The sequence below is a fragment of the Delftia sp. CH05 genome, from assembly GCF_009827015.1.
Taxonomy (GTDB): Bacteria; Pseudomonadota; Gammaproteobacteria; order Burkholderiales; family Burkholderiaceae_C; genus Comamonas; species Comamonas tsuruhatensis.
In genome coordinates this window covers 24,020-43,163 of sequence record NZ_WUMG01000051.1, presented here as the reverse complement: position 1 = coordinate 43,163, position 19,144 = coordinate 24,020, and the positions used below count along the sequence as shown (strand labels likewise).

The window sequence follows — 19,144 nt, the reverse complement described above, 5'->3', positions numbered from 1 at the left end:
CAAGTGCTGTGCAAGCCCGGCTCCATCAAGCCCCACACCCACTTCACGGCTGAGGTGTACGTGCTGTCCAAGGACGAAGGTGGTCGCCACACTCCGTTCTTCAACAACTACCGTCCCCAGTTCTATTTCCGCACGACCGACGTGACCGGCTCCATCGAGCTGCCCGCCGACAAGGAAATGGTGATGCCTGGCGATAACGTGTCGATCACCGTCAAGCTGATCGCCCCCATCGCCATGGAAGAAGGTCTGCGCTTCGCTATCCGCGAAGGCGGCCGTACCGTGGGCGCTGGCGTGGTTGCCAAGATCATTGCCTAACTGATTCGTAGGGGTATAGCTCAATTGGCAGAGCGTCGGTCTCCAAAACCGAAGGTTGTAGGTTCGATTCCTACTGCCCCTGCCACCTGATGGTGGAATCGCAACGAGCCCGCCCCAAAGCGGGCTTCGGTGTCTTGGCGTTGCGCAAAAAATGCGCATTAGAAATGGATTATGGCCACTACTCAGGTTGAAACGGTCAGCTCCGGAGCTGACAAAGCCAAGCTTGCCGCAGTCGCGGCTTTAGTCGTTGCTGCGATCGCAGGTTTCTATCTGCTGAGCAAGCAAGGTCCCATCGTTCAGTGGCTGGTGCTGCTGGTCGGTCTGGCTGCGGCTGCTGGCACGTTCCTTGTTTCCGAGCCCGGAAAGCGTTTCGTCAGCTTTGCGCAGGATGCCTGGCGCGAAGTCAAGAAGGTCGTCTGGCCGACGCGCAAGGAGACCATGCAGATGACCTTGTACGTCTTCGGCTTTGTGGTCATCATGGCCTTGTTCCTGTGGTTCACGGACAAGACGCTGGAGTGGGTCCTGTATGACCTGATTTTGGGCTGGAGGAAGTAATGGATGCTGTCGAAACAGGTGTGAACGACGGAGGGGCAACGCCTGCCAATCCGGATCTGCGCTGGTACATCGTCCATGCCTACTCCGGCATGGAAAAGGCCGTGGAGCGCAACATCATCGAGCGCATCGCGCGTTCGGACATGCAGTCCAAGTTCGGCCGCATCCTGGTTCCCACCGAGGAAGTGGTGGAGATGAAGAACGGCCAGCGCCGTACCACCGAACGCCGCTTGTTCCCTGGCTACGTGTTCGTCGAGATGGTCATGGACGACGACACCTGGCACCTGGTCAAGCACACCAGCAAGGTGACGGGTTTCGTGGGTGGTGCCAAGAACCGCCCCGCACCGATCTCCGAAGAGGAAGTGCGCAAGATCGTCAGCCAGATGCAGGAAGGCACGGACAAGCCGCGCCACAAGATCGAATTCATGCCCGGCGAACTGGTGCGTGTCAAGGAAGGCCCCTTCACGGACTTCAATGGCTCGGTCGAAGAGGTCAACTACGAAAAGAGCCGCCTGCGCGTCTCGGTGATGATCTTCGGTCGCTCCACGCCGGTCGAGCTTGAATTTGCCCAGGTTGAAAAAACCTGAGTTACCGCTTACAATCTCTGGCTCTGCATTTTTAGGCTCGGTGCAGGGCGTGTCAGCAAGAGTCTTTTAACCCCCGGGGAGCTGCCGGCTGCAACTATTGTTGGTTGGGCCGGCGGCGCTATACCCGCAAGGAGCATTCAATGGCGAAAAAAATCGTCGGCTTCATCAAGCTGCAAGTGCCAGCTGGTAAGGCCAATCCCTCTCCTCCGATCGGTCCTGCGCTGGGTCAGCGCGGCCTCAACATCATGGAATTCTGCAAGGCGTTCAACGCCCAGACCCAAGGTGTCGAGCCCGGCCTGCCCCTGCCCGTGGTCATCACGGCCTTTGCCGACAAGAGCTTCACCTTCATCATCAAGACGCCTCCGGCGACTGTGTTGATCAAGAAGGCCATCAAGCTGGACAAGGGCTCCTCCAACCCCCTGAAGAACAAGGTCGGCAAGATCACCCGCGCTCAGCTGGAAGAGATCGCCAACACCAAGCTGAAGGACATGAACGCTGCTGACGTCGACGCCGCCGTGCGTACGCTGGCTGGTTCGGCCCGTTCGATGGGCGTGATTGTGGAGGGCGTGTAAATGGCCAAGTTGACCAAGAAGCAAAAGGCTCTCCAGGGCAAGGTGGAGTCCACCAAGCTGTACGCTTTCGCCGACGCCGTGGCGCTGGTGAAGGAAGCCGCCACCGCCAAGTTCGATGAATCCATCGACGTGGCCGTGCAACTGGGCGTGGACGCCAAGAAGTCTGACCAAGTGGTTCGTGGCGCCGTCGTACTGCCCCACGGCACTGGCAAGACCGCCCGCGTGGCCGTGTTCGCCCAAGGCGCCAAGGCTGAAGAAGCCAAGGCTGCCGGCGCCGACGTGGTCGGCATGGACGACCTGGCTGCCCGCGTGAAGGCTGGCGACATGCCCTTCGACGTGGTCATCGCTGCCCCCGACGCCATGCGCGTCGTCGGTACGCTGGGTCAGATCCTGGGCCCGCGCGGCCTGATGCCCAACCCCAAGGTGGGTACGGTGACTCCCGATGTGGCCACGGCCGTGAAGAACGCCAAAGCTGGTCAGGTGCAATACCGTGTCGACAAGGCCGGCATCATCCACGCCACCATCGGCCGCCGCTCGTTCGACAACGAGAAGCTGCAAGGCAACCTGGCTGCGCTGATCGACGCCCTGAACAAGTCCAAGCCCGCCTCGAGCAAGGGCCTGTACCTGCGCAAGGTGGCTGTTTCGTCGACCATGGGTGTGGGCGTTCGCGTCGACACGCAAACCATCTCGGCCTGATAGCCAAGAAATCTTGAGGCGGCTTGCGGGCTGCCTCAGTGGTGGGCCGGCGCAGCGATGCGCCGGGTCATCCAAGACCGTTGGTGTGCCTTGCGGCACTTAAACCTCAGGGGCCAACGCAGATGGCGATCCCGCTGCAGATGGATGCATTTCCAAAACAGTTGGTCGCTGCAACAAGAGCGCGCATGAGGGGCCTGCCCCGAGTGTGCATTTGAAGGAGTAGACCTTGAGTCTTAATCGCAGTGAGAAAGAAGCGGTCATCAATGAAGTGACCAGCCTCGCCGCAAAAGCTCAAACGCTTGTGATCGCGGAATACCGCGGCATCACGGTCGCCGACATGACCAAACTGCGCGTTGACGCCCGCAGCAAGGGTGTGAGCCTGAGCGTGTTGAAGAACACGCTGGCCCGCCGTGCTGTGGCTGGCAGCCAGTTCGACGTTGTCGCCGACCAGATGACCGGCCCTCTGATCTATGGCTTCTCTGAAGACGCAGTGGCTGCCGCCAAGGTGGTGGCCGACTTCGCGAAAACCAACGACAAGCTGGTGATCCGCGGTGGTGCGTTTGCAGGCAAGGCCCTGGACGTGAACGGTGTGAAGCAACTGGCGAACATCCCCTCGAAGGAAGTTCTGCTGGCACAACTGTGTGGCTTGCTGATGTCGCCTATCTCGCGTACGGCCGTTGTGCTGGGCGCCCTGGCGGCAAAGAAGAGCGAAGGCTCTGCCGAAGAACCGGCAGCCGAAGCAGTCGCAGCCTGAGCGCGCGGCAGTTAACCAATATTGTTAGGAAATCAAAATGGCATTCGATAAAGACGCATTTCTGACCGCGCTCGACGGCATGACGGTCCTGGAACTCAATGACCTGGTGAAGGCCATTGAAGAGAAGTTCGGCGTGAGCGCTGCCGCCATGGCCGCTCCCGCTGCTGGTGGCGCTGCTGGCGGCGCTGCTGCTGCAGAAGAAAAGACTGAGTTCAACGTTGTGCTGACCGAAGCCGGCGCGAACAAGGTTTCCGTCATCAAGGCCGTGCGTGAAATCACCGGCCTGGGTCTGAAGGAAGCCAAGGACCTGGTCGACGGCGCTCCCAAGAACGTCAAGGAAGGCGTTGCCAAGGCTGACGCTGAAGCCGCTGTGAAGAAGCTGGTGGAAGCCGGTGCCAAGGCTGAACTGAAGTAATTCAGTCCCCTCAAGGGCTGGAGGCTCCGAAAAAGGGCCTCCAGCCTTTGGCGCTTGTGGAGAGCGTATCCATAGAGCACACTAGAAAGCGGTCTGGGGCAGCCTGTTTTCTAGTGTCTTCTGACAACCCGACAGCAGAAGATGCCTTGGTTCGGGCGATGTGCAACGCATCGCCGTCAGCCATGGTTGGTAGTGGCCAACCGCCAAGCCCGCAGGGAGCTTTCCATGTGGGGCAGTCGTCGCAGACCCAGGACTCATGTCTTTGCCCGGAGATCTCATGGCCTATTCTTACACCGAACGCAAGCGAATCCGCAAAAGCTTCGGGAGCCGCGACAGCGTGCTCGAAGTGCCTTACCTGCTGCAGATGCAAAAAGATGCATATACCGCATTCTTGCAGGCAGATGTAGCCCCCAAAAAACGCACCATCGAAGGCCTGCAAGCGGCCTTCAACTCTGCCTTCCCCATCGTCTCCCACAACGGTTTTGTGGAGATGAAGTTCGTCGAGTACAACCTCGCCAAGCCTGCTTTCGATGTGCGCGAGTGCCAGACCCGTGGTCTGACCTTCGCCTCTGCCGTGCGCGCCAAGGTTCAGCTGATCATCTATGACCGTGAGTCTTCGACCTCGCAGTCCAAGGTGGTCAAGGAAGTCAAGGAGCAAGAGGTCTACATGGGCGAAGTGCCCCTGATGACCGACAAGGGCTCGTTCATCATCAACGGCACCGAGCGCGTCATCGTCTCGCAGCTGCACCGCTCGCCTGGCGTGTTCTTCGAACACGACAAGGGCAAGACCCACAGCTCGGGCAAGCTGCTGTTCTCGGCACGCATCATTCCTTACCGCGGTTCGTGGCTGGACTTCGAGTTCGACCCCAAGGACCTGCTGTTCTTCCGCGTCGACCGTCGTCGCAAGATGCCCGTGTCCATTCTGCTGAAGGCCATCGGCCTGACGCCGGAATCGATCCTGGCCAATTTCTTCGTCAACGACAACTTCCGCCTCATGGATTCGGGCGCGCAGATGGAGTTCGTCCCCGAGCGCCTGCGCGGCGAGGTCGCGCGCTTCGACATCACCGACAAGTCGGGCAAGGTCGTGGTCGCCAAGGACAAGCGCGTCACTGCTCGCCACACGCGTGAGCTGGAGCAGTCGGGCACCAAGTTCATCAGCGTCCCCGAAGATTTCCTGATCGGCCGCGTGGTCGCCAAGAACATCGTCGATCCGGACACTGGCGAGATCATCGCCAAGGCCAACGAAGAGCTGACCGAGTCCCTGCTCAAGAAGCTGCGCAGCGCCGGCATCCAGGATCTGCAGTGCATCTACACGAACGAGCTGGACCAGGGCGCCTACATTTCGCAGACCCTGCGCACCGACGAAACCGTCGATGAGTTCGCTGCGCGCGTGGCCATCTACCGCATGATGCGCCCCGGCGAGCCGCCGACCGAGGACGCCGTGCAGGCCCTGTTCCAGCGCCTGTTCTACAACCCCGACACCTACGATCTTTCGCGCGTGGGCCGGATGAAGTTCAACGCCAAGGTCGGCCGCGATGGCGCCACCGGCCCCATGGTGCTGTCCAACGAGGACATCCTGGCCGTGGTCAAGATCCTGGTGGATCTGCGCAACGGCAAGGGCGAGGTCGATGACATCGACCACCTGGGCAACCGCCGCGTGCGTTGCGTGGGCGAACTGGCTGAGAACCAGTACCGCACGGGCCTGGCACGTATCGAGAAGGCCGTGAAGGAGCGTCTGGGTCAGGCCGAGCAAGAGCCGCTGATGCCCCATGACCTGATCAACAGCAAGCCGATTTCGGCCGCCCTGAAGGAATTCTTCGGTGCGTCGCAGCTGTCGCAGTTCATGGACCAGACCAATCCTCTGGCCGAAATCACGCACAAGCGTCGCGTCTCGGCCCTGGGCCCGGGCGGTCTGACGCGCGAGCGCGCAGGCTTCGAAGTGCGCGACGTGCACGTGACCCACTACGGCCGCGTCTGCCCTATCGAAACGCCTGAAGGCCCCAACATCGGCCTGATCAATTCGCTGGCCCTGTACGCCCGCCTGAACGAGTACGGCTTCATCGAGACGCCTTACCGTCGCGTGGCCGACGGCAAGGTCACGATGGAGATCGATTACCTGTCGGCCATTGAGGAAGGCAAGTACATCATCGCCCAGGCCAATGCCGAGCTGGATGCCGAAGGCCGCCTGATCGGCGACCTGGTGTCGGCGCGCGAAAAGGGTGATTCGACCCTGGTGTCGGCCGAGCGCGTTCAGTACATGGACGTGTCGCCCGCACAGATCGTGTCGGTGGCTGCCTCGCTGATTCCGTTCCTGGAGCACGATGACGCGAACCGCGCATTGATGGGCGCCAACATGTCGCGTCAGGCCGTGCCTGTGCTGCGTCCCGAAAAGCCCATGGTGGGCACGGGCATCGAGCGCGTGGCGGCAGTGGACTCCGGCACCGTGGTGACGGCAACCCGCGGCGGTATCGTGGACTATGTCGATGCAACGCGCATCGTGGTCCGCGTGAACGATGCGGAAGCCGTGGCCGGCGAAGTCGGCGTGGACATCTACAACCTCATCAAGTACCAGCGCTCCAACCAGAACACCAACATCCACCAGCGTCCCATCGTCAAGCGTGGCGACAAGCTGGCCAAGGGTGACGTGGTGGCCGACGGCGCATCGACCGACCTGGGCGAAATCGCCATCGGTCAGAACATGCTGATCGCCTTCATGCCCTGGAACGGCTACAACTTCGAGGATTCGATCCTGATCAACGAGCGCGTGGTGGCCGAAGACCGCTACACCTCGATCCATATCGAAGAACTCGTGGTGATGGCCCGCGACACCAAGCTCGGTGCCGAGGAAATCACGCGCGACATCCCGAACCTGTCCGAGCAGCAGCTCAACCGCCTGGACGAGTCCGGCATCATCTACGTGGGTGCGGAAGTGCAGCCCGGCGATGTGCTGGTCGGCAAGGTCACGCCCAAGGGCGAGACCACGCTGACGCCTGAAGAGAAGCTGCTGCGCGCCATCTTCGGCGAGAAGGCTTCCGACGTGAAGGACACCTCGCTGCGCGTGGACCAGGGCTCGCAAGGCACCGTGATCGACGTGCAGGTCTTCACCCGTGAAGGCATCCAGCGCGACAAGCGTGCCCAGCAGATCATCGACGATGAACTCAAGCGCTACCGCCTGGACCTGAACGACCAGCTGCGCATCGTCGAGGCCGACGCCTTCGACCGTATCGAGAAGCTGCTCAATGGCCGCGTGGCCAACGGCGGCCCGCAAAAGCTGGCCAAGGGCGCCAAGATCGACAAGGCCTACCTGGACGGCGTGGAGAAGTTCCACTGGTTCGACATCCGTCCTGCAGAGGACGAGGTCGCCACCCAGCTCGAGTCCATCAAGAACTCGCTGGAGCAGACGCGCCACAGCTTCGACCTGGCTTTCGAAGAAAAGCGCAAGAAGCTCACCCAGGGCGACGAGCTGCCCGCTGGCGTGCTCAAGATGGTCAAGGTCTACCTGGCCGTCAAGCGCCGCCTGCAGCCCGGCGACAAGATGGCCGGCCGCCACGGCAACAAGGGCGTGGTCTCCAAGATCGTTCCGGTCGAGGACATGCCCTACATGGCCGACGGCTCCACTGCCGACATCGTGCTGAACCCGCTGGGCGTGCCTTCGCGCATGAACATCGGCCAGGTGCTGGAAGTGCATCTGGGCTGGGCCGGCAAGGGCCTGGGCCAGCGCATCGGCGACATGCTGCAGCAGGAAGCCCGTGCCGCCGAAATCCGTGCCTTCATGGAAGAGATCTACAACTCGCGCGGCCGCAAGGAAGACCTGGCCCAGCTCGATGACAACGAGATCGTGTCCATGGCGCAGGCGCTGACCACGGGCGTGCCGTTTGCCACGCCGGTGTTCGACGGCGCTTCCGAGCAGGAAATCCAGGACATGCTGCATCTGGCATATCCGGAAGAGCTGAAGGAGCGCAAGGGCCTGACCGAAAGCCGCACGCAGGCCTACCTGTATGACGGCCGCACCGGTGACCGCTTCGAGCGTCCGACCACCATCGGCTACATGCACTACCTGAAGCTGCACCACTTGGTCGACGACAAGATGCACGCCCGCTCCACGGGTCCGTACTCTCTGGTGACGCAGCAGCCCCTGGGCGGCAAGGCCCAGTTCGGCGGCCAGCGTTTCGGGGAAATGGAAGTGTGGGCGCTGGAAGCCTACGGCGCCGCCTATGTGCTGCAGGAAATGCTGACCGTGAAGTCCGACGACGTGGTGGGCCGTACCAAGGTGTACGAATCCATCGTCAAGGGCGAGCACGCCATCGAGGCAGGCATGCCCGAGTCGTTCAACGTGCTGGTCAAGGAAATCCGCTCCCTGGGCCTCGACATCGAGCTTGAGCGTTCTTAAATATTGAAAAGGGAAAGAGTCTTATGAAATCTCTACTCGACCTGTTCAAGCAATTCACGCCCGATGAGCATTTCGATGCCATCAAGATCGGCCTGGCTTCTCCCGAGAAGATCCGTTCCTGGTCCTTCGGCGAGGTGAAGAAGCCCGAGACCATCAACTACCGCACGTTCAAGCCCGAGCGCGATGGTCTGTTCTGCGCCAAGATCTTTGGCCCCATCAAGGACTACGAGTGCCTGTGCGGCAAGTACAAGCGCCTCAAGCACCGCGGCGTGATCTGCGAGAAGTGCGGCGTCGAAGTGACCCAGACCAAGGTGCGCCGCGAGCGCATGGGCCACATCGACCTGGCTGCGCCCTGCGCCCACATCTGGTTCCTGAAGTCGCTGCCGTCGCGTCTGGGCCTGGTGCTCGACATGACGCTGCGCGACATCGAGCGCGTGCTGTACTTCGAAGCCTACGTGGTGACCGACCCCGGCATGACCCCGCTGAAGAAGTTCAGCATCATGACCGAGGACGACTACGAGGCCAAGCGCACCGAGTACGGTGACGAGTTCGAAGCCAAGATGGGCGCCGAAGGCATCAAGGACCTGCTCGAAGGCATCGACATCGACGTCGAGACCGAGCGCCTGCGCGGCGACCTGACCGGCTCCGAAGTCAAGGTCAAGAAGAACGCCAAGCGCCTGAAGCTGCTGGAAGCGTTCAAGAAGTCCGGCATCAAGCCGGGCTGGATGGTCATGGAAGTGCTGCCCGTGCTGCCCCCGGACCTGCGTCCGCTGGTGCCGCTGGACGGCGGCCGCTTCGCAACGTCCGACCTGAACGACCTGTATCGCCGCGTCATCAACCGCAACTCGCGTCTGCGCCGCCTGCTGGAGCTGAAGGCTCCGGAAATCATCGCGCGCAACGAAAAGCGCATGCTGCAGGAAGCAGTGGACTCGCTGCTGGACAACGGCCGCCGTGGCAAGGCCATGACGGGCGCCAACAAGCGTGCCCTGAAGTCGCTGGCCGACATGATCAAGGGCAAGAGCGGCCGTTTCCGCCAGAACTTGCTGGGCAAGCGCGTGGACTACTCGGGCCGTTCCGTGATCACGGTGGGTCCGTACCTCAAGCTGCACCAGTGCGGTCTGCCCAAGCTGATGGCGCTGGAACTGTTCAAGCCCTTCATCTTCGCGCAGCTCGAGCAGCGCGGCATCGCCACCACCATCAAGGCGGCGAAGAAGGAAGTGGAATCCGGCACGCCCGTGGTGTGGGACATCCTCGAAGAGGTCATCAAGGAGCACCCGGTCATGCTGAACCGTGCTCCCACGCTGCACCGCCTGGGCATCCAGGCCTTCGAGCCCATCCTGATCGAAGGCAAGGCCATCCAGCTGCACCCGCTCGTCTGCGCGGCCTTCAACGCCGACTTCGACGGTGACCAGATGGCCGTCCACGTTCCGCTGTCGGTGGAAGCACAGATGGAAGCCCGCACGCTGATGCTGGCCTCCAACAACGTGCTGTTCCCCGCATCGGGCGAGCCCTCCATCGTTCCTTCGCAGGACGTGGTGCTGGGTCTGTACCACGCGACGCGCGAGCGCATCAACGGCAAGGGCGAGGGCATGGTCTTCGCCGACATCGGCGAAGTGCAGCGCGCGCTGGACGCCGAGCAGGTCGAGCTGGCCGCCAAGATCAGCGTTCGCCTGACCGAGTGGACGAAGAACAAGGACTCCGGCGAGTTCGAGCCTTCGACCAGCCTGGTGGAAACCACCGTGGGCCGCGCCCTGATGTCCGAGATACTTCCCAAGGGCCTGCCGTTCAGCCACATGAACAAGGCGCTCAAGAAGAAGGAGATCTCCAAGCTCATCAATGCCTCGTTCCGCAAGTGCGGTCTGAAGGCCACGGTGGTGTTTGCCGACAAGCTGCTGCAAAACGGCTTCCGCCTGTCCACGCACGCCGGCATCTCGATCGCCATCGGCGACATGCTGGTGCCGCCGCAAAAGGCCGAGATCATCGGCCGTGCCGAAGCCGAGGTGAAGGAGATCGAACAGCAGTACGTCTCCGGTCTCGTGACCGCTGGCGAGCGCTACAACAAGGTGGTGGACATCTGGGGCAAGGCCGGCGACGAAGTCTCCAAGGTCATGATGGCCCAGCTGGCCAAGGAAAAGGTCATCGACCGCCACGGCAACGAAGTCGAGCAGGAATCGTTCAACGCCATCTACATGATGGCCGACTCCGGCGCCCGCGGCTCGGCCGCGCAGATCCGCCAGCTGGCCGGCATGCGTGGCCTGATGGCCAAGCCTGACGGCTCCATCATCGAGACGCCCATTACGGCGAACTTCCGTGAAGGCCTGAACGTTCTGCAGTACTTCATCTCCACCCACGGCGCCCGAAAGGGTCTGGCCGACACGGCGTTGAAGACGGCCAACTCCGGCTACCTGACGCGTCGTCTGGTGGACGTGACGCAGGATCTGGTGGTCAACGAGGACGATTGCGGCACGAGCAATGGCGCACTGATGCGCGCCATCGTCGAAGGCGGTGAAGTCATCGAATCGCTGCGCGACCGCGTGCTGGGCCGTACCACGGCCGAGGACGTCGTGCATCCCGAGACGCTGGCCGTGCTGCTGCCCGCAGGCACGCTGCTCAACGAAGACGTGATCGACGAGCTGGAGTCGCAAGGCGTGGACGAGATCAAGGTCCGCACCGCGCTGACCTGCGAAACCCGCTACGGCCTGTGCGCCAAGTGCTACGGCCGCGACCTGGGCCGCGGCGGCCTGATCAACCTCGGCGAAGCCGTGGGTGTGATCGCCGCCCAGTCCATCGGCGAGCCCGGCACGCAGCTGACCATGCGTACCTTCCACATCGGTGGTGCCGCTTCGCGCGCTGCCATCGCCTCGAGCGTGGAAGCCAAGTCCAACGGCTCCATCAGCTTCAACAGCACGATGCGCTACGTCAGCAACACCAAGGGTGAGCTGGTCGTGATTTCGCGTTCGGGCGAAATCGTCATCAGCGACAACGGCCGCGAGCGTGAGCGCCACAAGGTGCCCTACGGTGCCGTGCTGACCGTCAGGCCCGACCAGCAGGTCAAGGCCGGTCTGATCCTGGCCAACTGGGATCCGCTGACCCGACCCATCATTACCGAGTACGCCGGCCAGGTGCGCTTCGAGAATGTGGAAGAGGGCCTGACCGTGGCCAAGCAGGTCGATGAAGTGACCGGCCTGTCCACGCTGGTGGTGATCGATCCCAAGCGCCGTGGCTCTGCCAAGGTCGTGCGTCCCCAGGTCAAGCTGATCGATGCCAACAACCAGGAAGTCAAGATCCCCGGCACCGACCACTCGGTGACGATCGGCTTCCAGGTCGGCGCGCTGATCCAGGTGCGTGACGGCCAGGACGTGGGCCCCGGCGAAGTGCTGGCCCGTATCCCTGTCGAAGGCCAGAAGACCCGCGACATTACCGGCGGTCTGCCCCGCGTGGCCGAGCTGTTCGAAGCCCGCACGCCCAAGGACAAGGGCACGCTGGCCGAGATGACCGGCACCATTTCCTTCGGCAAGGAAACCAAGGGCAAGGTGCGCATGCAGATCACCGATCTGGATGGCAAGGTCTGGGAAGAACTCGTGCCCAAGGAAAAGAACATCCTGGTGCACGAAGGCCAGGTGGTCAACAAGGGTGAGTCCATCGTCGACGGCCCGGCCGATCCGCAGGACATCCTGCGCCTGCTGGGCATCGAGGAGCTGTCGCGCTACATCGTCGATGAAGTGCAGGACGTCTACCGCCTGCAGGGTGTGAAGATCAACGACAAGCACATCGAGGTGATCGTTCGCCAGATGCTGCGCCGCGTCGTGGTCGAGAACACCGGCGACTCGACCTACATCGCTGGCGAGCAGGTCGAGCGTTCGGAGATCCTCAATACCAACGAGGCGCTGCAGCGCGAAGGCAAGATCCCTGCCACGTACTCCAACGTGCTGCTGGGTATTACCAAGGCATCGCTGTCGACCGACTCCTTCATCTCTGCCGCGTCGTTCCAGGAAACGACCCGCGTGCTCACCGAGGCTGCCATCATGGGCAAGCGCGACGAGCTGCGTGGCCTGAAGGAAAACGTCATCGTGGGTCGCCTGATCCCCGCTGGTACGGGTCTGGCATACCACCAGGCGCGCAAGGCCAAGGACGCCATGGACGACGCAGAGCGCCGCGCCATCGCCGACGCCGAAGCGGCCGAACTGGCCGGTGTGATGGCTGACGACGACGCTGGCGTGGCTGCCGTCGCCGGTGACGCTTCCGCTGACTGATAGGCGGTGTCACCCCCTGAGCGGCTGTGCCGCTTCCCCCTCTCTCGCTACGCGGGAGGGGGACGACGCCCTCGCTGCGCGGGGGCGGCCCTTGCTCGGCGTCCCTCTTGTTGGGACATGCTGTCTCCTAGAGCAGTGCATGGCGCAAGTGCTTGATGATGTGACGCTCCCGGCCTGCCCTGCGCAGGCGGGAGCGTTTTTCTTTGGGAATAACCAGAGTTCGGCCGGACCAGCTTCCGGCCGGGCCATTGCAGACGATGTGGTCCTTGTCTCTTGAATGGATGCTGCTGGCACTGCTGGTGTTCTGGGCCGTCGGCGCATACAACCGGCTGGCCCGGCTGCGCAGCGGCTGCGTGCAGCAGTTCGGTACGCTCGATGCATACCTGGGCCAGTGGCATGCCATGCTGCAGGCCTTCGAGGCACAGCCCAAGGGCGAAGGCCAAAGCCCCGCCCTTGTGCATGCCCAGGCCGCGCTGCACCAGACCGCCGCGCAGTTGCAGGCGGCGCTGGTCGATGCCCGTGGCCGGCCGCTGCGCGAGAGCGCGCTGGCCTCGCTGGAGCATGCCTGCTCGGCGCTGGAGGTGGCCTGGCAGGCCATGACCAAGGTCGCCGTTGACACCGGCACCGGCGCCGCTGGCACTGGCGCTGCGCCATCAGATGCCCCGTCGCCGGACCCCGATCCGCTGCAGCCCTGGCAGCAGCGCTGGACCGAGCACCAGGTGCGCAACCGCCTGGGACTGCAGCAATTCAACGCCGCGGCCGAGCGCTACAACGCCGCCATCGCGCAATATCCGGCCAGGTTGCTGGCCTGGCTGCTGGGCTTTCGCCCGGTGCGCAGCCTGCTGGTCGAACCTGCGCCCAGCAAGGTGCAGGAAAGTGGAACATGAACCAACGCACGCATTCTTCCCCGCGCCGCGCTGCGGCGCCCTCGCAGGCGCATGCCGTACCGGCCGCACCTCCTCTTTGGCAGCAGCTCGACGCCGTCGCCCAATGCCTGCAGGCCGTGCTCGAAGGCCAGTCCAGCCGCAGCGTGCTGGCGCGTGTGCCGCAGCCGCTGCGTCCCGGCGTGCAGGCCCTGCTGTTCCAGGTGCTGCGCCAGCTGGGCCGTGCCCAGGCGCTGCAAAAGCAGCTGGCCTCGCGCAACCCGCCGCCGCGCGTCAGCGCATTGCTGAACACCGCCCTGGCCCTGGCCTGGGATGAATCTCGCGCGCCATACCCGCCGTTCACCCTGGTCAACCAGGCCGTGGAAGCGGCCAAGCAGGGGCCGACCCGCGCGCAGTCCGGCTTTGTCAACGCCTGCCTGCGCCGCTTTCTGCGCGAGCGCGATGCCCTGGTCGCCGCCACCGAAGCCCAGCCGCAGGCGGTCTGGAACCATCCCGCCTGGTGGATTGCCCGCCTGCGCAAGGACCATCCCGATCACTGGCAGGCCATCCTGCAGGCCAACAACGAGCAGCCGCCGATGACGCTGCGCGTCAATCGCCAAAGGGCAGACCGCGCGCAGTACCAGGCGGCGCTGCAGGCCATGGACGTGCCATCGCTTGCCGTGGCCGACAGCGGCCTGCAACTGCAGCAGGCCTTGCCCGTGCAATCCCTGCCGGGCTTCGACCAGGGCCTGGCCTCCGTGCAGGATGCGGCGGCGCAACTGGCCGCACCGCTGCTGCTGCAAGGGCTGGAGCAGCCCGCCGGCCGAGCGTTGCGGGTACTTGATGCCTGCGCCGCCCCCGGTGGCAAGACGGCCCACCTGCTGGAATACGCAGCGCCGCAGACCCTGCAGGTCACGGCGCTGGAGATAGACGCCGAGCGCGCCGCGCGCATCGAGGACACGCTGGGAAGGCTGCAGTTGCAGGCGCAAGTGGTCGTGGCCGATGCGTCCCAGCCTGCGCAGTGGTTCGAGGCGCAATGCGGTGGCCAGCTGTTCGACGCCATCTTGCTGGACGCGCCCTGCACGGCCTCGGGCATCGTGCGGCGCCAGCCCGACGTGCGCTGGCTGCGCCGCGAAAGCGATGTGCACCAGCTGGCCCAGATCCAGTCCAGGCTGCTCGACACCCTGTGGCCCCTGCTGCAGCCTGGCGGGCGCCTGCTGTACTGCACCTGCTCGGTCTTCAGGCAAGAGGGCGAGGCACAGGTTCAAGCGTTTGTTGCACGCAACAGTGAGGCGCGAACACTGCCGGCGCCGGGGCATTTAATCCCGGGCAAGGACTACAAAGCCGGCATGCTGGCTGACAATGCTTTGGGTGACCACGACGGCTTCTTCTACGCCTTGCTGCAAAAGACGCGCTGACCCCCGTCCCCGGACCAGGTCGCCAGCCTGGCTGCGCCTGCTGGCGCGGCTGGCCGGGGCACTTGTGCTGGCCGCCGTGCTGGCCGGCCTGGGCCTGCAGGCCAGGGCCGATGCGCTGACCGCCGAGATCGGATCCATGCAGCTCGAGCGCTCCGACGATGGTCTGCTGCTGTCCGCCAATCTCCAGTTCGAGTTGCCCTACCAGATCGACGACGCGCTGCGCCAGGGCATTCCCATGTACTTCGTGGCAGAGGCTCAGGTCCAGCGTGAGCGCTGGTACTGGTCCGATCAGCAACTGGCCACCGCCAGCCGCCACTACCGCCTCAGCCACCAGCCGCTGACACGCCGCTGGCGCCTGCACATCTCCAATACCCCCTTCTCCAGCGCCGGGCTGGGGCTGGCCCTGGGCCAGACCTTCGAGACCCTGGAAGATGCGCTGTCCTCCATGCGGCGCATCTCGCGCTGGAAAATCATGGACACGGCACCCACGCAGTCGGGTGTCTCGGTGCAGCTGCGCTTTCGCATCGACCTGTCCCAGCTGCCAAGGCCGTTGCAGATCGGTGCGCTGGGCCGCTCGGGCTGGAACCTGCAGCTGTCGCGCGCCCAGATGCTGGAAGACGCGCCATGAACCGGGACACCGACGCCGACGAACGCATGGCCCTGCCGGCCTCGGCCGGCCTGTCGCGCGGCACGCGCTGGGCCGTGGGCGTGGGCGCCGGTCTCATGGGGCTGGTCGGCGTGCTGCTGCTGTTCCTGCTGACCCTGGCCACCAACAACCGGCTGGACTACGAGCGCAACTACAACTGGCTGTTCGCCGCCAACGTGGTCGTGGCCGGCCTGCTGCTGGCCATCCTGGTCTGGGGCGGCATCCGCCTGGCCATACGCCTGCAGCGGGGGCGCTTCGGCAGCCGCCTGCTGCTCAAGCTGGCCGGCATCTTCACGCTGGTGGGACTGGTGCCGGGTCTGCTGATCTACATCGTTTCCTACCAGTTCGTCTCGCGCTCCATCGAGAGCTGGTTCGACGTGCAGGTCGAGGGTGCGCTGTCGGCAGGCGTGAGCCTGGCCAGCTCCACGCTGGAGACCGTGGCCAACGACATGGCCAACAACACGCGCACCGCAGGCGCCCAGCTGTCCCAGGTCTCCGATGCGGGCGCCGCGCTGATCCTGGAGCGCGTGCGCGACCAGTTGGGGGCCACCGATGTCGTGCTGTGGAGCGCCTCCGAAATCGCCGTCGTGGGTCCGGCGCCGGTGCCGCGCAGTGGCGAGCTGGCTGGCTTGCGCGCGGTTGCCAGCGCAGGTCAATCGCGCTTCAACCTGCAGCCCGAACGCCCCAGCGCGCAAATGCTGCGCTCGCTGCGCGAGCAGCGCGCCGTGGCCAGCATCGAAGGACTGGACGACGACGGCACGGCCCAGCCGGGTGCCACAGCGCCGAATGCCCAGGTTCGCACGCTGGCCGTGGTTCCCAACCCCAGCGTGGGACTGCTGACCGAGCCGCGTTATTTGCAGGCCACCATTGCGCTGCCGCAGGCGCTGGTGACCAACGCCCTTGCCGTGCAGGCCGCCAACCGCGAATACCAGGAACGCGCGCTGGCACGCGGCGGCCTGCAGCGCATGTACATAGGCACGCTCACGCTCAGCCTGTTCCTGGCGGTCTTCGGCGCCGTGGTGCTGGCCATCGTGCTGGGCAACCAGCTGGCCAGGCCGCTGCTGCTGCTGGCCCAGGGCATGCGCGACGTGGCGCGCGGCGATCTGCGGCCCAAGCCGGCGCTGCAGACGCGCGACGAGATCGGCGGGCTCACGCGCTCCTTCGCGCTCATGACCCAGCAACTGGCCGACGCCCGTGCCGAAGCCAACCGCAGCATGGGCCAGCTCGATGCCGCACGCGGCAACCTGCAGACCATCCTCGACAACCTCACATCGGGCGTCATCGTGCTGGACGCGCGGGGCGCCATCGTCCTGAGCAATCCCGGGGCCACGCGCATACTGCGCGCGCCCATGGCCGTCCATGAAGGACGGGCGCTGTCCCAGGTGCCGGGGCTGGAGCAGTTCGGCGAAGTCGTGCAGGAGCAGTTCGCGCTCTTCCTGGGCGAGCAGGGGCGCGATCGCTGGCAACTGGTGCATGAGCTGCATGCCTCCACCGATGGCGGCGTCATCCAGCACACCACCACCCTGGTCATGCGCGGTGCGGAACTGCCCGATGCGCAGCGGCTGCTGGTCTTCGACGACATCTCCGAGATCGTCTCGGCCCAGCGCGCCCAGGCCTGGGGCGAGGTCGCGCGCCGCGTGGCCCATGAGATCAAGAACCCGCTCACGCCCATCCAGCTGTCGGCCGAGCGCATGGCCATGCGGCTGACCGACAAGCTGCAGCCGGCTGACCAGGCGCTGCTGGCCAAGTCCGTCAAGACCATCGTCGATCAGGTCGGCGCCATGAAGCGCCTGGTCGATGAATTCCGCGACTACGCGCGCCTGCCTGCCGCCAATCTGCAGTCGCTGGACCTCAACGCGCTGGTGACCGACGTGCTGCAGCTGTACGGTGAAGAGAACGCCGAAGTGCGCGTGGAGTGTGTGCTGGACCCGCAATGCCCGCCGATTTCCGGCGATGGCCAGCAGCTGCGCCAGGTCATTCACAATCTTTTGCAGAATGCCCAGGACGCCACGGCCCAGCGTGCGCAGGAAAGCGGCCAGCCCCCCGGCCCCGTGACCATAGAGACGCGCTGGAACGAGTCCACGCGCCGCGTGCGCCTGAGCATCAGCGACAGCGGCACGGGCTTCGCGGCCAACATCCTTCAACGGGCCTTCGAGCCCTACGTCACGACCAAGGCGCGGGGCACCGGACTGGGCCTGGCCGTGGTCAAGAAAATCGCAGACGAGCATGGCGCCCGCATCGACCTGGGCAACAGGGACGACGGCGGGGTGATTCAAGGTGCGCAAGTGTCGCTATCATTTGCGCCTGAGCGTACAGGATAGGCCTGACGCCCCCCCGCGCCTCAGCACATAGGCTTAAGACACATGGCAAACATACTGGTGGTCGACGACGAACTGGGGATCCGGGATTTGTTGTCGGAAATCCTCAACGACGAAGGTCATAGTGTGGACGTGGCCGAGAACGCCGGCCAGGCGCGCACGGCGCGCGCCTCCAACACCTACGACCTCGTGCTGCTCGACATCTGGATGCCCGACACCGATGGCGTATCGCTGCTCAAGGAATGGGCCTCGGCGGGCCAGCTGACCATGCCGGTCATCATGATGAGCGGCCACGCCACCATCGAGACGGCGGTGGAGGCCACGCGCATCGGTGCGCTGTCCTTCCTGGAAAAGCCCATCACCATGCAGAAGCTGCTCAAGGCGGTGGAGCAGGGCCTGGCGCGCAATGCCGCCAGCCAGGCGCCGGCTGCAGCACCTGCCGCAGTGGCCGAGCCTGCCGACATCGCAGCCGTCGTCACACCTGCGGCCAGCCGTGTGCCGGTGGACAACAACGTGCCGCATGCACACCAGGGTTTCGATCTGGACCGCCCCCTGCGCGAGGCGCGCGACGGTTTCGAGAAGGCCTACTTCGAGTTCCACCTGGCGCGCGAAGGCGGCTCCATGACCCGCGTGGCCGAGAAGACCGGCCTGGAGCGCACCCACCTGTACCGCAAGCTGCGCCAGCTGGGCGTGGACCTGGGCCGCAACAAGCGCGGATAGACTTTTTGAAGGAATTTTGGCTTTTTCGTTTTTGGGTCAAAAAATCCTGCATATAATCTAGTTCTCGGCCCGGTAGCTCAGTCGGTAGAGCAGAGGATTGAAAATCCTTGTGTCGGCGGTTCGATTCCGTCCCAGGCCACCAGATACAGTGAAAAAGATTACGGACTGCTTCGCAAGAAGCAGTCCGTTTTTCTTTGTGCCTCAGGCAATGCGTGATCCTGCCTGTGCGGCGGCTGCGGCCGCCTTCAGTCGTTCGCGCCCGCAATCGTCACCAGCAGCACGCAGCCCTGGTCGCCGCGCGCGTGCACATCGTGCAGCTCGCCGGCAGGCACCAGCACCACCGAGCCGGCCACCAGCCGCAGGCTTGCCAGGCGCGTGGCAATGCCGGCCTCGCCCGCCAGGCAGTGGATGGTGGCCTCGCCGGGGACCTGATGGCTGGGCAGGGCATGGCCGGGCGGTAGCACCAGGCGCAGCAGCTGCAGCTTCGGCGTTCGGATCAGGCTGGTGCTGATGGGCATGCCGTCGCGGGCGTGCAGGGCGATGACCTCCAGTGGCTTTGCGTGTTCGAGTGCCATGCTTGGCTCCTGCTTGATGTGGGTCAGAAGGTGGTGCCGCAGCGGCCCCGCCCGCGCGCCTGAAGATGTA

At 64.2% G+C, this 19,144-nt stretch carries 14 protein-coding genes, 2 tRNA genes and 1 pseudogene; 16 read left to right on the top strand and 1 reads right to left on the bottom strand.

Features of this window, described 5'->3' with window-relative positions:
- From GRX31_RS26135 to GRX31_RS26060, 16 genes and pseudogenes are all read left to right on the top strand, one after another.
- A pseudogene (locus GRX31_RS26135) lies at window positions 1–315 on the top strand (hypothetical protein); the annotation flags it as partial.
- Window positions 316–324: 9 nt separating this feature from the next.
- Window positions 325–400, top strand: a tRNA-Trp gene (locus GRX31_RS26130).
- Between the two features lie 86 nt (window positions 401–486).
- Window positions 487–870, top strand: coding sequence for a preprotein translocase subunit SecE (gene secE, locus GRX31_RS26125; protein ID WP_012202436.1), 384 nt, complete (start codon window positions 487–489; stop codon window positions 868–870).
- Entirely contained in the window at window positions 870–1,454 is a 585-nt protein-coding gene (gene nusG, locus GRX31_RS26120) for a transcription termination/antitermination protein NusG (RefSeq protein ID WP_016450388.1), read from the top strand. Before secE ends, nusG begins: the two co-directional genes overlap by 1 nt.
- Window positions 1,455–1,594: 140 nt before the next feature.
- Entirely contained in the window at window positions 1,595–2,026 is a 432-nt protein-coding gene (rplK, locus tag GRX31_RS26115; protein WP_012202438.1) for a 50S ribosomal protein L11, read from the top strand.
- Window positions 2,027–2,722: a 50S ribosomal protein L1 gene (gene rplA, locus GRX31_RS26110; RefSeq protein ID WP_016450389.1), complete on the top strand. Its 696-nt coding sequence runs from the start codon at window positions 2,027–2,029 to the stop codon at window positions 2,720–2,722.
- 226 nt (window positions 2,723–2,948) lie between these two features.
- Window positions 2,949–3,476: a 50S ribosomal protein L10 gene (gene rplJ / locus GRX31_RS26105; RefSeq protein WP_016450390.1), complete on the top strand. Its 528-nt coding sequence runs from the start codon at window positions 2,949–2,951 to the stop codon at window positions 3,474–3,476.
- A 37-nt stretch (window positions 3,477–3,513) separates the two neighbouring features.
- Window positions 3,514–3,891, top strand: coding sequence for a 50S ribosomal protein L7/L12 (rplL, locus tag GRX31_RS26100; protein WP_012202441.1), 378 nt, complete (start codon window positions 3,514–3,516; stop codon window positions 3,889–3,891).
- Window positions 3,892–4,168: 277 nt separating this feature from the next.
- Window positions 4,169–8,281 (top strand): DNA-directed RNA polymerase subunit beta, encoded by a 4,113-nt coding sequence (gene rpoB, locus GRX31_RS26095; RefSeq protein WP_016450391.1) that lies wholly within the window; start codon window positions 4,169–4,171, stop codon window positions 8,279–8,281.
- Between the two features lie 23 nt (window positions 8,282–8,304).
- Window positions 8,305–12,534: a DNA-directed RNA polymerase subunit beta' gene (rpoC, locus tag GRX31_RS26090; RefSeq protein WP_016450392.1), complete on the top strand. Its 4,230-nt coding sequence runs from the start codon at window positions 8,305–8,307 to the stop codon at window positions 12,532–12,534.
- Window positions 12,535–12,791: 257 nt separating this feature from the next.
- Entirely contained in the window at window positions 12,792–13,421 is a 630-nt protein-coding gene (locus tag GRX31_RS26085; RefSeq protein WP_046986640.1) for a LemA protein, read from the top strand.
- The gene (gene rsmB, locus GRX31_RS26080) at window positions 13,418–14,815 is read left to right on the top strand and encodes a 16S rRNA (cytosine(967)-C(5))-methyltransferase RsmB (RefSeq protein WP_043792219.1); all 1,398 of its coding nucleotides are present in this window, start codon (window positions 13,418–13,420) and stop codon (window positions 14,813–14,815) included. The genes GRX31_RS26085 and rsmB overlap by 4 nt, the downstream gene beginning before the upstream one ends.
- Window positions 14,760–15,443, top strand: a complete 684-nt coding sequence (locus tag GRX31_RS26075; RefSeq protein WP_016450395.1) for a DUF4390 domain-containing protein — start codon at window positions 14,760–14,762, stop codon at window positions 15,441–15,443. Before rsmB ends, GRX31_RS26075 begins: the two co-directional genes overlap by 56 nt.
- Window positions 15,440–17,782 carry a sensor histidine kinase gene (locus GRX31_RS26070; RefSeq protein WP_016450396.1) on the top strand — a complete coding sequence of 781 codons (2,343 nt, stop codon included), beginning with the start codon at window positions 15,440–15,442 and terminating at the stop codon, window positions 17,780–17,782. The genes GRX31_RS26075 and GRX31_RS26070 overlap by 4 nt, the downstream gene beginning before the upstream one ends.
- Window positions 17,783–17,824: 42 nt before the next feature.
- Window positions 17,825–18,499 carry a response regulator gene (locus GRX31_RS26065; RefSeq protein ID WP_016450397.1) on the top strand — a complete coding sequence of 225 codons (675 nt, stop codon included), beginning with the start codon at window positions 17,825–17,827 and terminating at the stop codon, window positions 18,497–18,499.
- A 66-nt stretch (window positions 18,500–18,565) separates the two neighbouring features.
- Window positions 18,566–18,641, top strand: a tRNA-Phe gene (locus tag GRX31_RS26060).
- A 103-nt stretch (window positions 18,642–18,744) separates the two neighbouring features.
- On the opposite strand, the gene GRX31_RS26055 is transcribed toward GRX31_RS26060, so the two are convergent.
- A complete protein-coding gene (locus GRX31_RS26055; protein WP_012202449.1) occupies window positions 18,745–19,074 on the bottom strand; it encodes a cupin domain-containing protein in 330 nt (109 codons plus the stop codon).
- Window positions 19,075–19,144 lie beyond the last annotated feature (70 nt).